The 17,148-nt window shown below is 68.8% G+C and carries 16 protein-coding genes; 5 read left to right on the top strand and 11 right to left on the bottom strand.

What is annotated here, in order from left to right; all coding sequences use genetic code 11:
• Nucleotides 1-56 precede the first annotated feature (56 nt).
• The gene (locus K0O62_RS06985) at nucleotides 57-1,490 is read left to right on the top strand and encodes an APC family permease (RefSeq protein WP_073856452.1); all 1,434 of its coding nucleotides are present in this window, start codon (nucleotides 57-59) and stop codon (nucleotides 1,488-1,490) included.
• Between the two features lie 95 nt (nucleotides 1,491-1,585).
• Nucleotides 1,586-2,632, top strand: a complete 1,047-nt coding sequence (locus tag K0O62_RS06980; RefSeq protein ID WP_073856451.1) for a PucR family transcriptional regulator — start codon at nucleotides 1,586-1,588, stop codon at nucleotides 2,630-2,632.
• Here the strand turns inward: K0O62_RS06980 and K0O62_RS06975 are convergent.
• The 9 genes from K0O62_RS06975 to K0O62_RS06935 are packed head-to-tail and all read right to left on the bottom strand — an operon-like array spanning nucleotide 2,621 to nucleotide 10,817.
• The gene (locus tag K0O62_RS06975; protein ID WP_073856450.1) at nucleotides 2,621-3,070 is read right to left on the bottom strand and encodes a nuclear transport factor 2 family protein; all 450 of its coding nucleotides are present in this window, start codon (nucleotides 3,068-3,070) and stop codon (nucleotides 2,621-2,623) included. The genes K0O62_RS06980 and K0O62_RS06975 overlap by 12 nt on opposite strands.
• A complete protein-coding gene (gene tsaD / locus K0O62_RS06970; RefSeq protein WP_073856449.1) occupies nucleotides 3,067-4,101 on the bottom strand; it encodes a tRNA (adenosine(37)-N6)-threonylcarbamoyltransferase complex transferase subunit TsaD in 1,035 nt (344 codons plus the stop codon). Before tsaD ends, K0O62_RS06975 begins: the two co-directional genes overlap by 4 nt.
• Nucleotides 4,098-4,529 (bottom strand): ribosomal protein S18-alanine N-acetyltransferase, encoded by a 432-nt coding sequence (rimI, locus tag K0O62_RS06965; protein WP_073856566.1) that lies wholly within the window; start codon nucleotides 4,527-4,529, stop codon nucleotides 4,098-4,100. The genes tsaD and rimI overlap by 4 nt, the downstream gene beginning before the upstream one ends.
• Nucleotides 4,530-4,555: 26 nt before the next feature.
• Nucleotides 4,556-5,185, bottom strand: coding sequence for a tRNA (adenosine(37)-N6)-threonylcarbamoyltransferase complex dimerization subunit type 1 TsaB (gene tsaB / locus K0O62_RS06960; RefSeq protein WP_372512861.1), 630 nt, complete (start codon nucleotides 5,183-5,185; stop codon nucleotides 4,556-4,558).
• The gene (tsaE, locus tag K0O62_RS06955) at nucleotides 5,182-5,646 is read right to left on the bottom strand and encodes a tRNA (adenosine(37)-N6)-threonylcarbamoyltransferase complex ATPase subunit type 1 TsaE (RefSeq protein WP_073856448.1); all 465 of its coding nucleotides are present in this window, start codon (nucleotides 5,644-5,646) and stop codon (nucleotides 5,182-5,184) included. The genes tsaB and tsaE overlap by 4 nt, the downstream gene beginning before the upstream one ends.
• Nucleotides 5,639-6,745 (bottom strand): alpha/beta fold hydrolase, encoded by a 1,107-nt coding sequence (locus K0O62_RS06950; protein ID WP_234800089.1) that lies wholly within the window; start codon nucleotides 6,743-6,745, stop codon nucleotides 5,639-5,641. Before K0O62_RS06950 ends, tsaE begins: the two co-directional genes overlap by 8 nt.
• 5 nt (nucleotides 6,746-6,750) lie before the next feature.
• Nucleotides 6,751-7,923, bottom strand: a complete 1,173-nt coding sequence (gene alr, locus K0O62_RS06945; RefSeq protein WP_073856447.1) for an alanine racemase — start codon at nucleotides 7,921-7,923, stop codon at nucleotides 6,751-6,753.
• A gap of 57 nt (nucleotides 7,924-7,980) precedes the next feature.
• Entirely contained in the window at nucleotides 7,981-9,375 is a 1,395-nt protein-coding gene (gene gad, locus K0O62_RS06940) for a glutamate decarboxylase (RefSeq protein WP_073856446.1), read from the bottom strand.
• Nucleotides 9,372-10,817 carry an NAD(P)H-hydrate dehydratase gene (locus tag K0O62_RS06935; RefSeq protein WP_073856445.1) on the bottom strand — a complete coding sequence of 482 codons (1,446 nt, stop codon included), beginning with the start codon at nucleotides 10,815-10,817 and terminating at the stop codon, nucleotides 9,372-9,374. The genes gad and K0O62_RS06935 overlap by 4 nt, the downstream gene beginning before the upstream one ends.
• Nucleotides 10,818-10,963: 146 nt before the next feature.
• Here K0O62_RS06935 and K0O62_RS06930 point away from each other — a divergent pair, with 146 nt between their 5' ends.
• Nucleotides 10,964-11,287: a hypothetical protein gene (locus K0O62_RS06930; protein WP_073856444.1), complete on the top strand. Its 324-nt coding sequence runs from the start codon at nucleotides 10,964-10,966 to the stop codon at nucleotides 11,285-11,287.
• 19 nt (nucleotides 11,288-11,306) lie between these two features.
• On the opposite strand, the gene K0O62_RS06925 is transcribed toward K0O62_RS06930, so the two are convergent.
• Nucleotides 11,307-12,365: a zinc-dependent dehydrogenase gene (locus K0O62_RS06925; RefSeq protein ID WP_073856443.1), complete on the bottom strand. Its 1,059-nt coding sequence runs from the start codon at nucleotides 12,363-12,365 to the stop codon at nucleotides 11,307-11,309.
• Between the two features lie 173 nt (nucleotides 12,366-12,538).
• Here K0O62_RS06925 and K0O62_RS06920 point away from each other — a divergent pair, with 173 nt between their 5' ends.
• Both K0O62_RS06920 and K0O62_RS06915 read left to right on the top strand, forming a co-directional pair.
• Nucleotides 12,539-14,527 carry a PTS mannitol transporter subunit IICBA gene (locus tag K0O62_RS06920; RefSeq protein WP_073856442.1) on the top strand — a complete coding sequence of 663 codons (1,989 nt, stop codon included), beginning with the start codon at nucleotides 12,539-12,541 and terminating at the stop codon, nucleotides 14,525-14,527.
• Nucleotides 14,528-14,546: 19 nt separating this feature from the next.
• Nucleotides 14,547-15,305, top strand: coding sequence for a DeoR/GlpR family DNA-binding transcription regulator (locus K0O62_RS06915; RefSeq protein WP_073856565.1), 759 nt, complete (start codon nucleotides 14,547-14,549; stop codon nucleotides 15,303-15,305).
• A gap of 58 nt (nucleotides 15,306-15,363) precedes the next feature.
• Here K0O62_RS06915 and K0O62_RS06910 read toward each other — a convergent pair whose 3' ends face one another.
• Entirely contained in the window at nucleotides 15,364-17,085 is a 1,722-nt protein-coding gene (locus K0O62_RS06910) for an HNH endonuclease signature motif containing protein (RefSeq protein WP_073856441.1), read from the bottom strand.
• Between the last annotated feature and the right edge of the window lie 63 nt (nucleotides 17,086-17,148).

The raw sequence follows: 17,148 nt of genomic DNA, 5'->3' as shown, positions 1-17,148 counted from the left end.
TTCCCCCGAACTCGGAGCCGACGAACCGTACTCCGTGCGCAGAGAAGGGTCACCCCATGACTGAAGCTGTCAATACCGGCGACAAGCGCAGCGATACGAAACCACCGGATACACGCGGCCACCTGCGTGGCAATCTCGGCGTGCCCGCGATCGTGCTGATGGTGGTGGCCGCGGCCGCTCCGCTGTCGACCGTCGGCGGCAATGTCCCCATCGCGATGGCACTCGGCGACACCACGGGTATTCCGGTGGCCTTCCTGGTCGCCGGCGCGATCTTCCTCCTGTTCGCCGCCAGTTTCGTGGCGATGTCGAAGTACGTCAGCGATACCGGCGCCTTCTACGCCTACATCCAGAAGGGGCTCGGTAAAGCGGTCGGTACCGGCGCCGCGGTGCTGGCGCTACCCGCCTACATGGCGACACTGCTGGCGGTGGCCGCCTACGACGGCGTCATCCTGTCCAGCCTCCTGGAGATCGTCGGCGGCCCGGCGCTGCCGTGGTGGGTGCTGACCGGTGTGGTGCTGCTGGTGATCGCGTTCCTCGGCTACCGGGACATCGACCTCAGCGCCAAGGTGCTGGGCATCTTCCTGGTATCGGAGGTCGCCATCCTGGTCGTGCTGGACCTCGTCATCGTGCTTCAGGGCGGCGACAAGGGAATCACCGGTGATTCCTTCAGCCCGTCCGGCATCTCGGGCGCCTTCGGCATCGCGCTCCTCTACGCCCTCTGGGGTTTCGTCGGCGTCGAGGCGACCGCGGTCTTCCGGGACGAGGCCCGCGACCCCGACCGCACCGTCCCCCGCGCCACCTACTGGGCCGTCGGCATCGTGGCCACCTTCTACGCCTTCTCCAGCTGGGCTCTGGTCGAGGGCAACGGCGGCAACGACGCCATCCAGGTCGCCAAGGATGACCCGGACAACTACATGGTCAACACCGCCGAGAAGTACCTCGGCATCCTGGGCAAGGACCTCACCACCCTGTTCTGGTTCGTCAGTGTGTTCGCCTGCGCGCTGGCCTTCCACAACATCGCCGCGCGGTACACCTTCGTGCTGGGCCGCGACAATGTGCTCCCGCGCAAGCTCGGTGAGGTCCACCCGAAACTCGGCTCCCCGGCGAACGCGTCGGTCCTGGTCTCGGTGCTGTCGCTGGTGATCATGGGTGTGTTCGTGGTGCTCGGGCTGGATCCGGTGCTGCAGATCTTCGGCCCGCTCGGCGGGCTGGGCATCTGGGGACTGTCGATCCTGTGGCTGCTGACGACGATCTCGGCCGCGATCTTCTTCAAGCGGCGTGGTGGCCCGACGAAGATCATCGTGCTGTCCGTGGTGGCGGCGATCGTGCTGGCTGCGGCCGTTGCGCTGATCATCGCGAACCTGACCCTGGTGGTCGGCGGCTCCACGACGCTTGCCGTCATCTTCGGCATCGCGCCGGTGGTGTTCCTGGCGATCGGCGCCACCCTGAGCGGACGGGCACCGGCCGACCTGTCGGTCCCGAAGTCCTGACAGCGAGGAGCATTCTCGGCACGTTCCGGGTCGCTGATACCGTCACTTTGCGGCGGTGTCAGCGACCCGTCGAGTTCGAGAGGAAACGGGCCCACATGTCTCAGCGCGCGCCACTGACCGTGGCGGCGGCCCTGACGGTCCCGCCGCTGGATCAGGGCGCGGTGATCGCCGGGCACCGCGGGTTGACCCGCGAGGTGCTGTGGGTGGACATCATGCACGCCCCCGCCGAAGCGTTCGTGCGGGCCGGTGACTTCGTCTTGACGACCGGCGCCGACGTCCGGCAGCACGGAGTGCAGGAGTTCCTCACCTTCCTCATGTCTTCGCCGGCTGCCGGCGTGGCGCTCGGCCCACCGCCCGATATCGACACCCGTGAACTCCTGTCGGTGCTCGTTCCGTTGGCCGACCGGCACGAGTTCCCGCTGGTGCTGCTGCCGTGGGAGGTTGCTTTCGCCGACGTGCAGAAACAACTCCTCCCGCTGATCAACGCCCTGCCCCACGATGCCCCCATCCAGATGGTCATCGGCAGACGCGAAGATGACGACGCGCAATGGGCCGAGCACGCACGCGAGTTCGCCGAGACGCTGAGCCGGTTGGCGAGCATCTCCGGTATCACCCAGAAGACGTCGATCACCGACGATCTGGTGATGACGCACTTCTCGGCGCCGCTGCCGGCATCGGCCGGCTCCGGGCTGGTCGAATCCGCCTGGCAGCTCAGCGGCCTGCCCGAGAGCCTGGTCAGCTGGGTGCTGCTGCCGCCGGGACAGGACCAATCGGTCACCGTCGCCGCCGCGCCGGTACCCGACGGGCCGGTGGGGCCGCAGCAGTTCGCCGAGGTGCTGCGCCAGCATCCCCGCAGCATGGCGACCGTCCTCAAAACATTGCAGCCGCTGGTGGATTACGACAAGACCCGCCGGGGACAACTGATGCACACCCTGGAGATCCTGCTCAACGAGGCCATCAACACCAGTGCCGCCGCTCGGGCGCTGTATCTCAACCGTCATTCGCTGCTGTACCGGATCAAGCTCATCGAGGAGCTCACCGGCCTGTCACTGAAGAATCCCGCCGACCGCTTTCAGCTGGAGGTCAGTGTGCGCGTGTACCAGATCAACGCGGCGCGGGTCGGCTCCGGTTCAACCGAATGAGTGCGGATCGATCAGCAGGTGATCGGAGACGTCGCCGATCATCTCCACATCCACCGTTCGCTCGGTGAAATGCCAGTCCTGTCCGTCATGGGCGAACGTGTCCGCGTAGCGGCCGGCGACGATGGGCGCCAGCGCCACCGTGTCGGTCTGCTGCACGACGCAGAACGTCGATCGGGCCCGCGCCCGAGCGCCCTCGATCTCGACGATCGGGTTGAGCACCAGGTGACGGGTTCGGGTCCGGTTGCCGTGCTCGGGGAACCGGCGCGTCGTCGCCGCGAACAGCGCGGCGATCGCCTCGGCACCGGCGACGCCCATGAAGGTGCCACGGCCCAGCAGCGCCCCGACACCGTCGAAATCGCCCGCGTCGATCAGCTCGGCGTACCGGTAGAGCAGTTCGTGCACGGCCAGCCGATCGGCGACACCCGCTGCTCGGCTCACGCCACCTGGCCCTTCACCACCGGCAGCCCGGGATCGCTGGCCGCGTCCAGTCCCGACGGGGGCGCTCCCGCGGCGATCAGGTGCGCCGCGAACGACGCGATCATGGCGCCGTTGTCGGTGCACAGCCGCGGGCGGGGCACCCGCAGCGTCAGCCCGGCTGCCGCGCACCGCTGCTCGGCCAGTTCACGCACCCGCGAATTTGCGGCCACTCCGCCGGCGATCAGCAGCGTCGACACGCCCAGGTCGGTCGCGGCGCGCACCGCCTTCGTGGTCAGCACATCGGCGACGGCCTCCTGGAATCCCGCGGCCACGTCGGCGCGCGACGCGTCCGGATTGCGCTCCAGATGCCGCGCGACCGCGGTCTTGAGCCCGGAGAAGCTGAACGCGTACGGCTCGTCGCGGGGTCCGGTCATGCCGCGGGGGAAGACGATCGCGTCCCGGTCGCCGGTGCGGGCCAGGTCATCGAGCGGTTTGCCGCCGGGGTAGCCGAGACCCAGCAGACGGGCCACCTTGTCGTAGGCCTCCCCCGCCGCGTCGTCCACGGTGCTGCCCAGTTCGATGATCGGCTGACCGAGCGAACGCACGTGCAGCAGCTCGGTGTGCCCTCCGGAGACCAGCAGCCCCACGCATTCGGGCAGCGGTCCGTGGTCGTACACATCGGCGGCCAGATGCCCACCGAGATGGTTGACGGCGTAGAAAGGCACTTCCCAGGCGGCCGAATACGCTTTGGCCGCAGCCACTCCCACCAACAGGGCACCGGCCAGGCCGGGCCCGATGGTGGCGGCCACGACGTCCGGGCGCGTCACCCCGGCGGTGTCCAGCGCGCGCCGCATCGTCGGGCCGAGGGCCTCCAGGTGCGCCCGTGACGCGATCTCGGGCACCACACCGCCGAAGCGGGCGTGCTCGTCCACGCTGGAGGCCACCTCGTCGGCCAGCAGCGTGACGGAGGTCCGCCCGTCCTTCTCGATGTCGAGCCGGGCGATGCCCACTCCTGTTTCGTCGCAGGAACTTTCGATGGCCAAGATGATCATGCCGGGTCTCGCTTCATGGTGTAGGCATCAGCGCCGCTGACCTTGTAGTACCGCTTGCGCACGCCCACCGTGGCGAATCCGACGCTTTGGTACAGGTTGATGGCCGCTTCGTTGTCGGTGCGCACCTCCAGGAACACCTCGCCGCCCTTGGCGAAGCGCAGCAGTTCCTCGAGCAGTCGACGCCCGATTCCGCGGCCCTGGTGGGTCGGGTCGACCCCGATGGTGTGCACCTCGTACTCGAACGGCGGGATGCGGCCCAGCCGGGAGATCCCGGCATAGCCGATCAGTTTGCCGTCCTCCCGGGCCGCCACATAGTGGTTGTGCTTGCCGCTCAATCCGTGCAGAAAGGCCGCCGGCGGCCACGGGTCGTCCCCGGCGAACAGCTGGGATTCCAGTTCGGCGCAGCGGGCCGCGTCGGAGCGGGTCATGGCGTCGATCGTGATGTCACTGCCCGTCACGCCAGGCCTCGTTCGGCCAACGTCTTGGCATCCGGTCGGCGCAGATACAGCGGCACCAGCGGCTCCGGTTCCGCCGACCAGTCCGCAACGGCGGCAACGAGTTCGGCCGCCGACGGATACTCCGGACCGATGACCGGCAGCCCGAACGTCGCACCCAGCGTCGGCGATCCGGCGACCCGCTGCGCGCCGCCGGCGTCCACGTCGGCCGGTGCGTCGACCTCCGGCCCGGCCGACCGCACACCGTCGCGGTAGCGCGCCCAGTACACCTCGCGGCGACGGGCATCGGTGACGACGAGGACCTCGCCGTCGGTGGACCCGCCGATGGCGTCCAGCGTGCACACCCCGTGCACCGGGATACCCAGCGCCTGCCCGTAGGCGGCGGCGGTCGCCATGCCGACCCGCAACCCGGTGAACGGCCCGGGACCGCATCCCACCACGACCGCGTCCAGGTCACCCATGACCTTTCCGCAATCAGAAAGCGCGGCAACGATGTTCGGGGTGAGCCGTTCGGCGTGGGCGCGGGCGTCGACGACGACCCGCTCGGCCAGGGTGGTGATCGTGTCCCCCACCTCGACGATTCCGGCGGTCACCGCGGGGGTGGCGGTATCGATGGCCAAAACGATCATGAAACGCTCCATCGCCATGTCGCGGTGCGCTTCTCGGAGTCCGCGTCACGGTGCAACTGAATGTCCAGATGATGATCCGAGAGCCGCTCGGCCAGGCCTTCGCCCCACTCCACCACCACCACGGCGTCGTCGAGGTCGGTGTCGAGGTCCAGCGAGTCGAGTTCGCCGAGCAGGTCCACGCCGTGATCGAGCAGCCGGTAGATGTCCACGTGCACCAGCGCGGGTGCGCCGTCCCGGCGGGCGCGGTGCACCCGGGCCAGCACATAGGTCGGTGAGGTGACCGGCCCCTCGACGTCCATGCCGGCCGCGATGCCCTTGGTGAACATGGTCTTTCCGGCTCCCAGCGGGCCGGACAGCACCACCACGTCACCGGCGCGCAGTTGCGCGCCGAGTCGCGCGCCGAGCGCCACGGTGTCCTCCGGGGTCAGCAGTTCGGCGGTGCCGCCGCCGCGTTCAGCCATGGTTGCGGGTCCGTTCCTTGATCCTGCGGGTCAGCGCCACCAGTTTGGACGGGGTGGCCCGTTCCACCAGACGTACCAGTGCGTCATCGATGAGTTCGGGCTGCTCCAACTGGACGAGATGCCCGGCGCCTTGCGCGATCACCAACTCGGATTTGGGCAGTGCCGCGGCCATCTGCTGCGAATACTCCTTGGGCGTGAGCAGATCCCGGTCACCACAGGCGACCAGTGTCGGGATCTTCGCCAACGACTGCAGCCCCTCGGTCTCGTCGTGTACTTCCAGGGCGTGCAGGAATCCGACCAGCGTGTGCACCGAGGTGTCGTGCATCATCGACTCGCTGAACGCCACCACGCTGGGGCTGACGTCCTCGTCGCCGTAGGACGCGGCGCGTAGCACCGGGCCGAGGATCGAGCGGGTCACGCCGCGGCCGTTGTGCACGATGCCCGGTGCGTACCGGACGGCGAAGCGGGCCGCCTCCAACGCCGGGTTGCGCAGGATCTCCCCCAACGGTGAGCGCGAGACTCCTTCTGCCGCAGAGGAGATCAACGCCGCGCCGACGATCCTGGTCGGATAACGCTGCGGGTACTGGCGGGCGTGCGCCAATACGGTCATGCCGCCCATCGAGTGACCGACCAGCACGACGGGCCCGCGTGGCGCCATCACCGCCAGCACCGATTCGAGGTCCTGGCCGAGTTGGGGCACGGTGAAGGTGTCCGGCGACGCATCGCCGGACAGCCCATGACCGCGCTGGTCGTAGAACACCATCCGGACCTGATCGCCCCATTGCCTCGCGAGCATGTCCCGCTGGAAGTGGAAGGCGCCCATCCGCAGGCAGAAGCCGTGACAGAACACCACGGTCACCCGCGCGTTCTCCGGTCCGCATTCGCGGACGGCCAGTGGCACACCGTCATTCGTGGTGACCACCGTGCTGCGGTCATCGTGCAGCAGTCCGAAATCCTCGCCCGCGTAGGGGTCATCGGCGCTGACCCGGCGGGCCAGTGAACGCGCCACCGATGCCCCGACCGCCGACCCGACGGCGGTCAGCCCGGCCAGGCCGGCCAGCCAGCGGGCCACCGGCCAGCGCGCGTCGTCGTCGGCCAACGGTCTCAGCCCGTCTCACCGCGGTAGACGCGGGTGATCCGGCCCCGGGGGCTGGTCACCACCTCGTAGTTGATCGTCCCGATCAACTCCGCCCAGTCCTGGGCGGTCGGTTCCCCGGAGTCTCCAGGACCGAACAGGATCGCCTCATCGCCGATGCTGACGTCCACCGGACCGGGGCCGAGGTCGACGACGAACTGGTCCATGCAGACCCGGCCGACATTGGGCCGGCGACGACCGTTGATGGACACCTCGAACCGGCCGCTCAGGCTGCGAAAGATGCCGTCCGCGTAGCCCAGTGGCACCAGCGCCAGGGTGGTGTCGCGCGAGGCGATCCAGCTGTGCCCGTAGGACACCCCGTCGCCGGCCTTGATCGGCCGCACCATCACCACCGGGGCTTTCAGCGTCATCGCCGGGCGCAGACCCATGTCCCCGCGCTCCGGGATCGGGCTGAGCCCGTACAGCGCGATGCCCGGGCGGACCATGTCGAAGCGCAGATCCGGGCGGGTCAGCGCGGCCGGGGAATTGCTCAGATGGGCCACCTCGAAGTGCACACCCTGCTCGCGGGCCTGCTCACGCATCCCGGTCAGCCGCTGCGCCTGGACCGCGTTGAACGGATTGTCCGGATCGTCACCGTGCACCAGGTGGCTCATCAGACCGCGCACCCGCACCGCCCCGGCCGCCTGCGCCCGGGCCAATGCCGTCAGCAGCGCCGGGTAGTCCGCGGCGCTGATGCCGTTACGGCTCAGTCCGGTGTCCGCCTTGACCGTGACCACGGCGGTGCGGCCGGTGCGCTGCGCCGCGTCGACGAGGTCGTCGAGTTGGGCCGGCGAGGACACCGCGATCTGCACATCGGCGTCCAGGGCCGCCGCGAAGTCGGTACCGGGCGGGTGCAGCCAGCTCAGGATCGGGGCGGTGATGCCGTCACGGCGCAACGCGAGCGCCTCACCGACGGTGACCACGCCGACCTCGGTCGCCCCGGCGGCCAGCGCGGTGCGCGCCACCCGGGTGGCGCCGTGACCGTAGCCGTCCGCCTTGACCACCGCCATGACCGCGACCGGGCCCGCATGTTCGCGCAGGACCCGCACGTTGTGGGCGATGGCGTCGAGGTCGACCACAACGGCAGCGCCGACCGGAGCACCGTGGCGTCCGGTCGGCGTGGTCGGGTTGGTGGCGTGCATTGTCCCGATTTTCTCATGCCGGGTTTCTCATGCCGGGCGGGGTGACCCGGGCCTGCGTCAGTGCGCGAAGGGCCGCACCGTGTCGTAGTGACCCTTGGGTTTGAGCTCATCGAGGTTCTGCAGCGCGGTCATCATGTCGTCCTTGAGGGTCCGGGCCAGATCCGCGGAGAAGCCCTCCCGGACCACCACCCGCAGCACCGCGATGTCCTCGGCGCCCTCGGGCATGGTGTAGGCCGGCACCTGCCAGCCGAACGCCCGCAGTGCATGCGAGATGTCGAACTCGGTGTAGGGCCGGTCGCCGCGCAACCGGAAGCTGACCACCGGGATGTCGGACCCGTCGGTGATCACGTCGAAGTGCTCGCTCTCGCGCAGCTCGTCCCCCAGCCACCGGGCGGTATCCGACAGACAGTGCATGACCTGCGAGTATCCGGCTCGTCCCAGCCGCAGGAAGTTGTAGTACTGGCCGACGACCTGGTTGCCCGGCCGGGAGAAGTTCAGCGTGAACGTGGGCATGTCCCCGCCCAGGTAGTTGACCCGGAACACCAGTTCCTCGGGCAGGTGCTCGGCGTTGCGCCAGACCACGAACCCGATGCCCGGGTAGGTCAGCCCGTACTTGTGCCCGCTGACGTTGATCGACACCACCCGCGGCAACCGGAAGTCCCAGATCAGATCGGGATGCAGGAACGGCACCACGAACCCGCCGCTGGCCGCGTCGACGTGCACCGGGACATCCACGCCGCCGTCGGCGGCCAGCGCGTCCAGCGCCGCGCAGATCTCGGCGATCGGCTCCAGCTCACCGGTGAAGGTGGTGCCCAGGATGCCGACCACGCCGATGGTGTCCTCGTCGACCGCCTCGACCACCTGCTCGGGGGTGATGACGAACCGGTCCTGCGCCATCGGCAGATAACGCGGTTCGACGTCGAAGTAGCGGCAGAACTTCTCCCACACCACCTGCACGTTGGAGCCCATGACCAGGTTGGGGGTGCGACCCTTCCAGCCGTCACCGTCCGCGCCGCCGACCTTCTGGCGCCACCGCCACTTCATGGCCAGCCCGGCCAGCATGACCGCCTCGCTGGACCCGACGGTGGACACGCCGATGGCGGTGGTGGGGTCGTCGTCACGCAGATCTTCGGCGTGGAACAGGTCGGCCACCATGGCCACACACCGCGACTCGATCGCGGCGGTCGCCGGGTACTCGTCCTTGTCGATCATGTTCTTGTCGAACGTCTCGGCCATCAGGCGCTCGGCTTCGGGGTCCATCCAGGTCGTCACGAACGTCGCCAGGTTGAGCCGCGAACTGCCGTCGAGCATCAGCTCGTCGTGGATGTATCGGTAGGCCGCCTCCGGATCCATCGATTCGCCGGGCAGACGCAGCGCCGGCACCGGGTCGGTCGACAGCCGCCCGGTGTAGGCGGGAGCGATGTGCGTTCTCGGCTTGTGCCTGCGGGTCATTCGGGATTTCCCTTTCCGTTCAACGATGCGATGGCGGTGCGTAGGTGAACCAGGATGCCCCCGGCCGACGTGGGTGCGGCGTGCGGGCCCGGATCCGCAGCGGCAAGCTGGGCTGCCCGGGCATGGACGAAGGCGGCCATCGCGGCGGCGTCGGCGGCCGGGATGCCGGCGGCCAGCAACGACCCGACCACTCCGGACAGCACATCGCCGGATCCGGCCGTGGCCGCCCAGGACTGCCCGGCGGGGTTCAAGTAGGTGCCCTGATGGGACGCGATGACGGTGACGTTGCCCTTGAGCAGCACGGTGGCGCCGAGGGTTTCGGCCAGGGTGCGGGCCGCCGCGACGCGGTCGGCACCCACCTGCCGTTCTATTTCCAAGGCTCCGGCCAGGCGGCGGTACTCCCCGGCATGCGGGGTCAGCACGGTGGGTGCCCGCCGGTCGGTCACCAGCGCGGGTTCGGTCGCCAGAAGTGTCAACGCATCCGCGTCCACGATCACCGGCAGGTCGGTGGACAGCGCGAACCGCAGTGCGGCCGCGGCCTTTTCATCGGTGCCGAGCCCGGGCCCGACCACCCAGGCCTGTACCCGGCCTGCCGATTCGACATCGGGCGTGGCGATCACTTCCGGCCATCGGGTGACCACCTCGTGCGCGGCGCTGCCCGCGTAGCGGACCATGCCCGAGGTCGCCGCCACGGCGGCGCCGGTGCTCAGAATGGCCGCGCCCGGATAGGTCGCCGAGCCGGAGAGGATCCCGGTGACGCCCTGGGTGTACTTGTCGTCACGCGGACCCGGCACCGGCCAGCGGGCCGCGACGTCGGCGGCCTCCAGCCCGACGACGTCGGTGGGTGCGAGGTCCAGTCCGATGTCGATGAGTTCGACCCGGCCGCAATCGGCCAGCGCGTGTACGGGTTTGCGCCCACCGAAAGTGACGGTGACGGCCGCGTGTACGTGCGGCCCGTCGGTGGCGCCGGTGTGCACGTCGATCCCGCTCGGGATGTCGACGGCGACGACGGGCGCGGCACAGTCTGCGAAGACGGCCGCGGCATCGGGGCGCAGCGGACCGCGACCGGAGATCCCGACCACCCCGTCGATGACCAGGTCCGTCGCCGCCGGGATGCGCTGTTCCAGCCGGCCGCCGGCGCGCCGGAACGCGGCCAGCGCCGCGGGGTGGGTGTGCTCGGGATTGAGCAGCACCGCCGAAGCCTGCGCGCCGCGGCGGCGCAGGAACGTCGCCGCCCACAGCGCGTCACCGCCGTTGTCGCCGGAGCCGACGACCGCGCACACCTGCCGACCGTTGACCCCGCCGGTCCGTCCGCGAAGCTCGTCGGCGATCACCCGCGCCAGCCCGTAGGCGGCCCGGCGCATCAGTGCCCCCTCCGGTTGCGAGGCGAGCAGTGGCGCTTCGGCGGCCCGGATGGCCTCGGCGGTGTAGTAGTGCCGCATCAGCTCCCGTCCCGACGTCGATAGGCGCGCGCCAACAGGTTACGCGGACCGGTCGACCTGTGGGACCGATCCTGTGGCCGCGGCGTACGCCAGGCCATACGATCAGGCCCCGTGACCTACGGCCCCGCACCCGCAACCAACCCCCCGTGTCGGGCGTCGACGCCGCCGTATCGGTCACTGCGTTGACGCTGACCCTCGTCGCCGGTGCGGTGGCGGCGTTCTTCGGGGTCTTTTTCATGGCGTTCACCGATGACTGTCCGGCCGGGACCTGCAATATCGACGCCGGGGTGACCGCGATGTTCACCGGGTTCATCGTCGCCGCGGGGCTGTGGGTGGCCGGTCTGGTGCTGACCATCGCGCGCTTGCGTCGACGGACCCGGGCCTGGCCGTACGCGAGCGGAACCCTCGCGCTGTGCACCGCGGCGTGCGTGCTGGGCATCGCCGGGTACCTGCAGGCGGTCGGCGGCTGACCCGGGACCCGCGGGAAGATTACGGCTCGACGGTGACCTTGATGGCCTCGCCGTTCTTGACGATGTCGAACGCGTCGAGCACGTTCGCCAGCGGAATGCGGCGGGTGATCAGATCCTTGACCGGCACCTGGCCGGTGGAGATGTACTGCAGGGCGCGTTTGTTGTGTTCGGGCGCAGAGCCGTTGGCGCCGTGGATGTGCAGCTGGCGGTAGTGCACGACGTTGGAGTCGCAGGTGATCGTCGGGTCGGTCTTGGGCAGACCGCCGAAGAAGGAGATGCGGCCGTTGCGAGCGGCCATCGCGATGGCCTGCTCCTGGGCGATGTTGGCCGCGGTCGCGGTGATGACGATGTCCGCCCCGCGGCCACCGGTGAGCTCCATGACCTTCTCGACGACGTCGACCTCCGCGGCGTTGATGACCCCGTCCGGGTTCACTGCGTCGGCCGACATCTTCAGCCGCGCGTCGTTCACGTCGACCAGATAGATCGGTCCGCACTTGTGCACACCGCGCGCGATGCGGATGTGCATGCACCCGATGGGTCCCGCGCCGAACACCACGACGGTGTCGCCCTCCTCGATACCGAGCAGTTCCTGGGCGTTGATGGCACATGCGAAAGGCTCTGCGGCCGAGGCCTCGTCGAAGCTCACGTTATCTGGGATCTTGTTGAGTCCGTCGACCTTGAGCACCTGCTTGGGCACGATCATGTACTCGGCGAAGCCGCCGTCGTACTGATAGCCCATCGAGGTCTGGTTCTGGCAGACCGCCATCCAGCCCTTGCGGCACTCATGACACTCACCGCAGGGCACTGCGGCGATCACCTGGACCCGGTCGCCGGCCTTCCACTCGCTGCCGTAGGTGGCATTGACGTCCGCGCCGACCTCGACGATCTCGCCGGCGATCTCGTGGCCGATGGTGCGCGGCGGGGTCAGGTTCTGGTGCCCGTTGTGGAAGATCTTCACGTCGGTGCCGCAGGTGGAGCAGTTGCGCACCCGCAATTTCACCTCGTCGGGACCGCACTGCGGCTCTGGCACGTCCTCGAGCCGGACGTCTTCGGGGGCATAGAAACGCAGGGCTAACATGCGCGGTCCTTTCGGTGGGCGTGACAGGAGCCTAACTCCCATCCGGTCATAAAACCACAGCTTCGGGTGCCCGTTTTTGCCCGAATCGCTTGCAAATCTGCCCGAGTATGCGGTGTACTGGACTTACTTGTGACCGGCATCACCCATCTGCCGGCGGAACCGGAGGTCATCGGATGTCCACCTTGGAAGCGTCAGTCGCAGACTCACCGCGGACCGGTGTGCGGGTGCGGGTGCAGAAGCTGGGCACCGCTCTGTCGAACATGGTGATGCCCAATATCGGAGCGTTCATCGCCTGGGGCCTCATCACCGCGCTGTTCATCGAGGCGGGCTGGCTGCAGGCGATCTTCTCCGATCTGAAGAATCCCGAGGGGTGGGTCGCCCGGATCGGCGGCTGGGGCGCCTACGACGGCGCCGGCATCGTCGGCCCGATGATCACCTACCTGCTGCCGGTGCTGATCGGATACACCGGCGGCCGGATGATCCACGGCAACCGCGGTGCCGTGGTCGGCGCGATCGCCACCATGGGCGTGATCGCCGGTGCCGACGTCCCGATGTTCATGGGCGCCATGATCATGGGGCCGCTGGGCGGGTGGTGCATGAAGAAGCTGGATGCCTTGTGGGAAGGCAAGATCCGGCCCGGTTTCGAGATGCTGGTGGACAACTTCTCCGCGGGCATCCTCGGCATGCTGCTGGCCATCTTCGGGTTCTTCGGCATCGGCCCCATCGTGTCCTCGTTCACCCGGGGTGCCGGCAACGCCGTCGACTTCCTGGTCGACAACGACCTGCTGCCGCTCACCTCGATCCTGATCGAGCCGGCCAAGGTGTTGTTCCTCAACAATGCGATCAACCACGGCGTGCTGACCCCGCTGGGCACCACCCAGGCCCTGGAGTCCGGCAAGTCGATCCTGTTCCTGCTGGAGACCAACCCCGGCCCCGGTCTGGGAATCCTGCTGGCGTACATGGTGTTCGGCAAGGGCGTCGCCCGCGCGTCCGCGCCCGGCGCCGCCATCATCCAGTTCTTCGGCGGCATCCACGAGATCTACTTCCCGTACGTCCTGATGAAGCCCAAGCTGATCGCCGCCACCATTCTCGGCGGCATGACCGGTGTGTTCATCAACGTGCTGTTCGGGTCGGGCCTGCGTGCACCCGCCGCACCGGGATCGATCATCGCGATCTACGCCCAGACGGCCAGCGGCAGCTTCCTCGGGGTGACGCTGTCGGTGCTCGGCGCCACCGCGATGTCGTTCACCGTGGCCGCCTTCCTGCTCAAGACCGACAAGGCCACCGACGAACCCGACCTCGCCGCCGCCACCGCGTCGATGGAATCCATGAAGGGCAAGAAGTCCAGTGTCTCGACCGCGCTGGTGGGCGCGGGGGCGGGCCCAACCGGCCCCATCCACACCATCGTGTTCGCCTGCGACGCCGGCATGGGGTCCTCGGCGATGGGGGCATCGGTGCTGCGCAAGAAGATTCAGCAGGCCGGCTTCGGTGACGTCAAGGTGACGAACTCGGCGATCTCCAACCTGACCGACACCTACGACCTCGTGGTGACCCACCGGGACCTGACCGCCCGGGCCGCCCAGAAGACCGGGTCCGCCGTGCAGGTGTCCGTCGACGACTTCATGAGCAGCCCACGCTACGACGAGATCGTCGAGCGGCTGCGCCAGACCAACGGGGACCGAACTGCCGCGCCCACTCCGGTTGCCGAGGAACCCAGGGCCACCGAAGCGGCCGGTGAGGTGCTGCCACTGTCCTCGATCGTGCTCGACGGCAGCGCGCGCACCGCCGCGCAGGCCATCGACGAGGCGGGTGAGCTGCTGGTCGCCGCGGGCGCGGTCGAACCGGCCTACGTCAGCGCCATGCACGAGCGGGAGAAGTCGGTGTCGACCTTCATGGGCAACGGTCTGGCCATCCCGCACGGGACCAACGAGGCCAAGTCCGCGATCCGCCGCACCGGGATCTCGTTCGTGCGCTACCCGGAACCCATCGACTGGAACGGCAAGCCCGCCGAGTTCGTGGTGGGGATCGCCGGTGCCGGCAACGATCACATGGCGCTGCTGACCCGCATCGCCCACGTCTTCCTGGACAAGGACCGGGTCGCCCAACTCCGCTCGGCCGGCAGTGCGGAGGAAATCCAGGCCGTGCTGAACGCCGGGGAATGACACCGACCAGAATGTGACCGTGGATTCGGATAGCCGCCAGCGCCAGATCGTCGAGTTCGCCCGCGAGCGGGGGCGTGTCGAGGTACCCGCACTGGCCGAGGAACTGCAGGTGGCGACGGAGACGATCCGCCGCGACCTCAAGGTGCTGGCCGGCCGGCGGCTGCTCAAGCGGGTGCACGGTGGGGCGATCCCGCTGGAGACGGTGGCCTTCGAATCCGGTGTCGAATACCGCAGCCAGGTAGACCTGGCCCAGAAACACCGGATCGCCGGCGCCGCGGCCGATCAGTTGCACGGCGCCGAAACCGTCTATCTCGATGAGGGTTTCACCCCACGCCTGATCGCCGAGTTGCTCGCCGAACAGGAGCTGACCGTCGTCACCTCATCGCTGTTGGCGGCCGAGGCGCTCGCCCACAGCAGCACCGTCACGGTGTTGTTGCTGGGCGGCCGGATGCGCGGCAGAACGCTTGCCACGGTGGATGAGTGGGCCCTGGAACGGCTTCGGTCCCTGGTGATCGACGTGGCATTCCTGGGCACCAACGCCATCGCACTGGATCATGGGCTCACCACCCCCGATCCGGCGGTGGCGGCGGTGAAACAGACCGCGGTGCGCGTCGCCACCCGCCCGATCCTGGTGGCCGCGCATTCCAAGTTCGGCCAGACCAGCTTCTGCCGATTCGCCGAGATCTCCGACTTCGAGTCGATCATCACCGGCACCGAACTGCCGGTCGCGGAAGCACACCGGTACGAGGCGTTGGGGCCCAGCGTCCTGCGGGCATAGGCTCATCGGTCATCCTTGACCGTCCCTGCCCCGCGGTCGTCGACCGATGTCGCCCGGATCAAAAGGGCGGTGGGTCCGGGTCCGCGGCGTCGGTGGTCCGGCTGTCGAAGATGTCCGGTGGTGCGGTGGTGCCGTTGGCGATGCGGTCCTGGTTGCGGTCCTTCGCTGCTGACGCGAGGGCGAGTTCGGTTGCGTTGCGGGTGCGTTCGGCGTTGATGCGGTGTGCGCGGTCCTGGGCGCGGGTGCGTTGCCGGGTGGGCATCTTGGCGCCTCGGTGATCGTCGTGGATGAGGCTGATGTGTCGCGGCGGCGGGACGGTGGTGTGGATGTTCCAGTGCGGGAACAGGATCGCCGCACCCGGGGTACTGACATAGGTGTGCCCGGTCGGCGAGGTCCATTCCGTGGCGCCGTCGGGCCGCGCCTTCACGGTCCAGCCGTTCGGGCCGGATCGGAACGTTTTCACCAGATGATGTTCACGGCACAGCGGACGCAGGTTGCCCGGATGGGTGGCCCCGGCCGGCCACGGGATCACGTGGTCCAGATCGCAGCGGTGCGCCGGTTTCGAGCAACCGGGGAAGCTACAGGTCTGCGAACACATCCGCACGAACGCGGTCAGCGCCGTGGACGGCCGGTATTGACGTTCAGTGGGCAGGTCGGCGACCTCGCGCAGGGGCCGGACCTTGGCGCCGGTGGCGATGAGGTCGGCCAGCATGGCGGCCGGGATGATCCCGCCGTCGAGCATCACCCCGACGCCCGCCCCGGGGACGGTGCCCACGGGCCGGGAACTGAATGGCACGTGCGCCGCGGGGTCCACGGCGGGCGTCGGATCGGACTCGGCGGGCGTGGGTGTCTGCGCAGCGGGCCGCTCAGCGGCATCTGGTTCAGGCTCCGGCTCAGGCCCTTCGGGCCCGGGCTCACCCGTGGGCTCAGGCCCGGTGTCCGGGGCGGGCCTCGCATCGGAACCGGGCGCCTGGTCGGCCAGCATGTAGATGTTCACCGCCGTCGACCGTGGGTCTTTGCCGCTGCCCGCACAGCCCGGGTCCCCGCACCGGCAGGCCAACCGCTGCAGCGACGGCCCGACGATGCCGAGGGCACCCAGGGCATCGGCGCGGCGTTCCCGCACGGTGCGCGGATCATTGGGACACACGGTGTCCGCGAGATCGTTGAGGCGCTGCTGCAGGGCTTGTTTGTCAGTCGCCCGCAGCCGCCCCCAGAACGAGCACACCCCGTTGGGGTCATCACGATCATCGAACTCGACATAGAGATCCTTGGCGGCCGCCTGGGACCGGATCACCGCGATCGGGTCGAACTTCTCCACCCACAAATCCACCGCCCGGATCAACGCGGCTTCCGACAACGCCCCGTACTCGGTGGCTTCTGCGGCGATCGCGGCATCGATCAACGCCAACGCATCCTCATCGGTGACCAGATGGGTACGCCAGGTGATCTCCCCGATCACTCTCGCTGACACCGCCCCCGACCCGAACAACGCCGCGGTCCGCGGCAGCCGATCCCGCAGCGCCACCCCGATGCGCATCTGAGTCGAGGCCGCGTGCGGACTCAGATTGCAGGCCGCACCCACCTGCGCCTTCGCGAACGCCCACCCATCGACCACCTGATGGGCGATCACGTCATCCTCGTCATCGCACTGCCGGGCAGTCACCTCGGCGACCAACGCCAACCGTCGTGCCGCCATCGCAGCCTCGCCCCGGGTCGCGTCCGTCAACGCGGAAATGAGCTGTTCATCGCCCATCCCCGCCAACCCGATACTATCGAACATACGTTCGACATTACCGGACCCCTGTGACACGCGCCACAACGAAGTCCCCGGCTGTGGATAACT

Origin of the sequence: Mycolicibacterium diernhoferi (assembly GCF_019456655.1) — a bacterium.
GTDB classification, from domain to species: Bacteria; Actinomycetota; Actinomycetes; order Mycobacteriales; family Mycobacteriaceae; genus Mycobacterium; species Mycobacterium diernhoferi.
Note: the sequence above shows the minus strand (reverse complement) of the source record. Positions and strands in the feature narration are given on the sequence as shown.

Bases quoted from the DNA above. Each gene is read 5' to 3' on its own strand.
- K0O62_RS06985 (WP_073856452.1), top strand. From the start codon at position 57: ATGACTGAAGCTGTCAATACCGGCGACAAGCGCAGCGATACGAAACCA.
- K0O62_RS06980 (WP_073856451.1), top strand. From the start codon at position 1,586: ATGTCTCAGCGCGCGCCACTGACCGTGGCGGCGGCCCTGACGGTCCCG.
- tsaD (WP_073856449.1), bottom strand. From the start codon at position 4,101: ATGATCATCTTGGCCATCGAAAGTTCCTGCGACGAAACAGGAGTGGGC.
- rimI (WP_073856566.1), bottom strand. From the start codon at position 4,529: ATGACCCGCTCCGACGCGGCCCGCTGCGCCGAACTGGAATCCCAGCTG.
- tsaB (WP_372512861.1), bottom strand. From the start codon at position 5,185: ATGATCGTTTTGGCCATCGATACCGCCACCCCCGCGGTGACCGCCGGA.
- tsaE (WP_073856448.1), bottom strand. From the start codon at position 5,646: ATGGCTGAACGCGGCGGCGGCACCGCCGAACTGCTGACCCCGGAGGAC.
- alr (WP_073856447.1), bottom strand. From the start codon at position 7,923: ATGCACGCCACCAACCCGACCACGCCGACCGGACGCCACGGTGCTCCG.
- gad (WP_073856446.1), bottom strand. From the start codon at position 9,375: ATGACCCGCAGGCACAAGCCGAGAACGCACATCGCTCCCGCCTACACC.
- K0O62_RS06935 (WP_073856445.1), bottom strand. From the start codon at position 10,817: ATGCGGCACTACTACACCGCCGAGGCCATCCGGGCCGCCGAAGCGCCA.
- K0O62_RS06925 (WP_073856443.1), bottom strand. From the start codon at position 12,365: ATGTTAGCCCTGCGTTTCTATGCCCCCGAAGACGTCCGGCTCGAGGAC.
- K0O62_RS06920 (WP_073856442.1), top strand. From the start codon at position 12,539: ATGTCCACCTTGGAAGCGTCAGTCGCAGACTCACCGCGGACCGGTGTG.
- K0O62_RS06910 (WP_073856441.1), bottom strand. From the start codon at position 17,085: ATGTTCGATAGTATCGGGTTGGCGGGGATGGGCGATGAACAGCTCATT.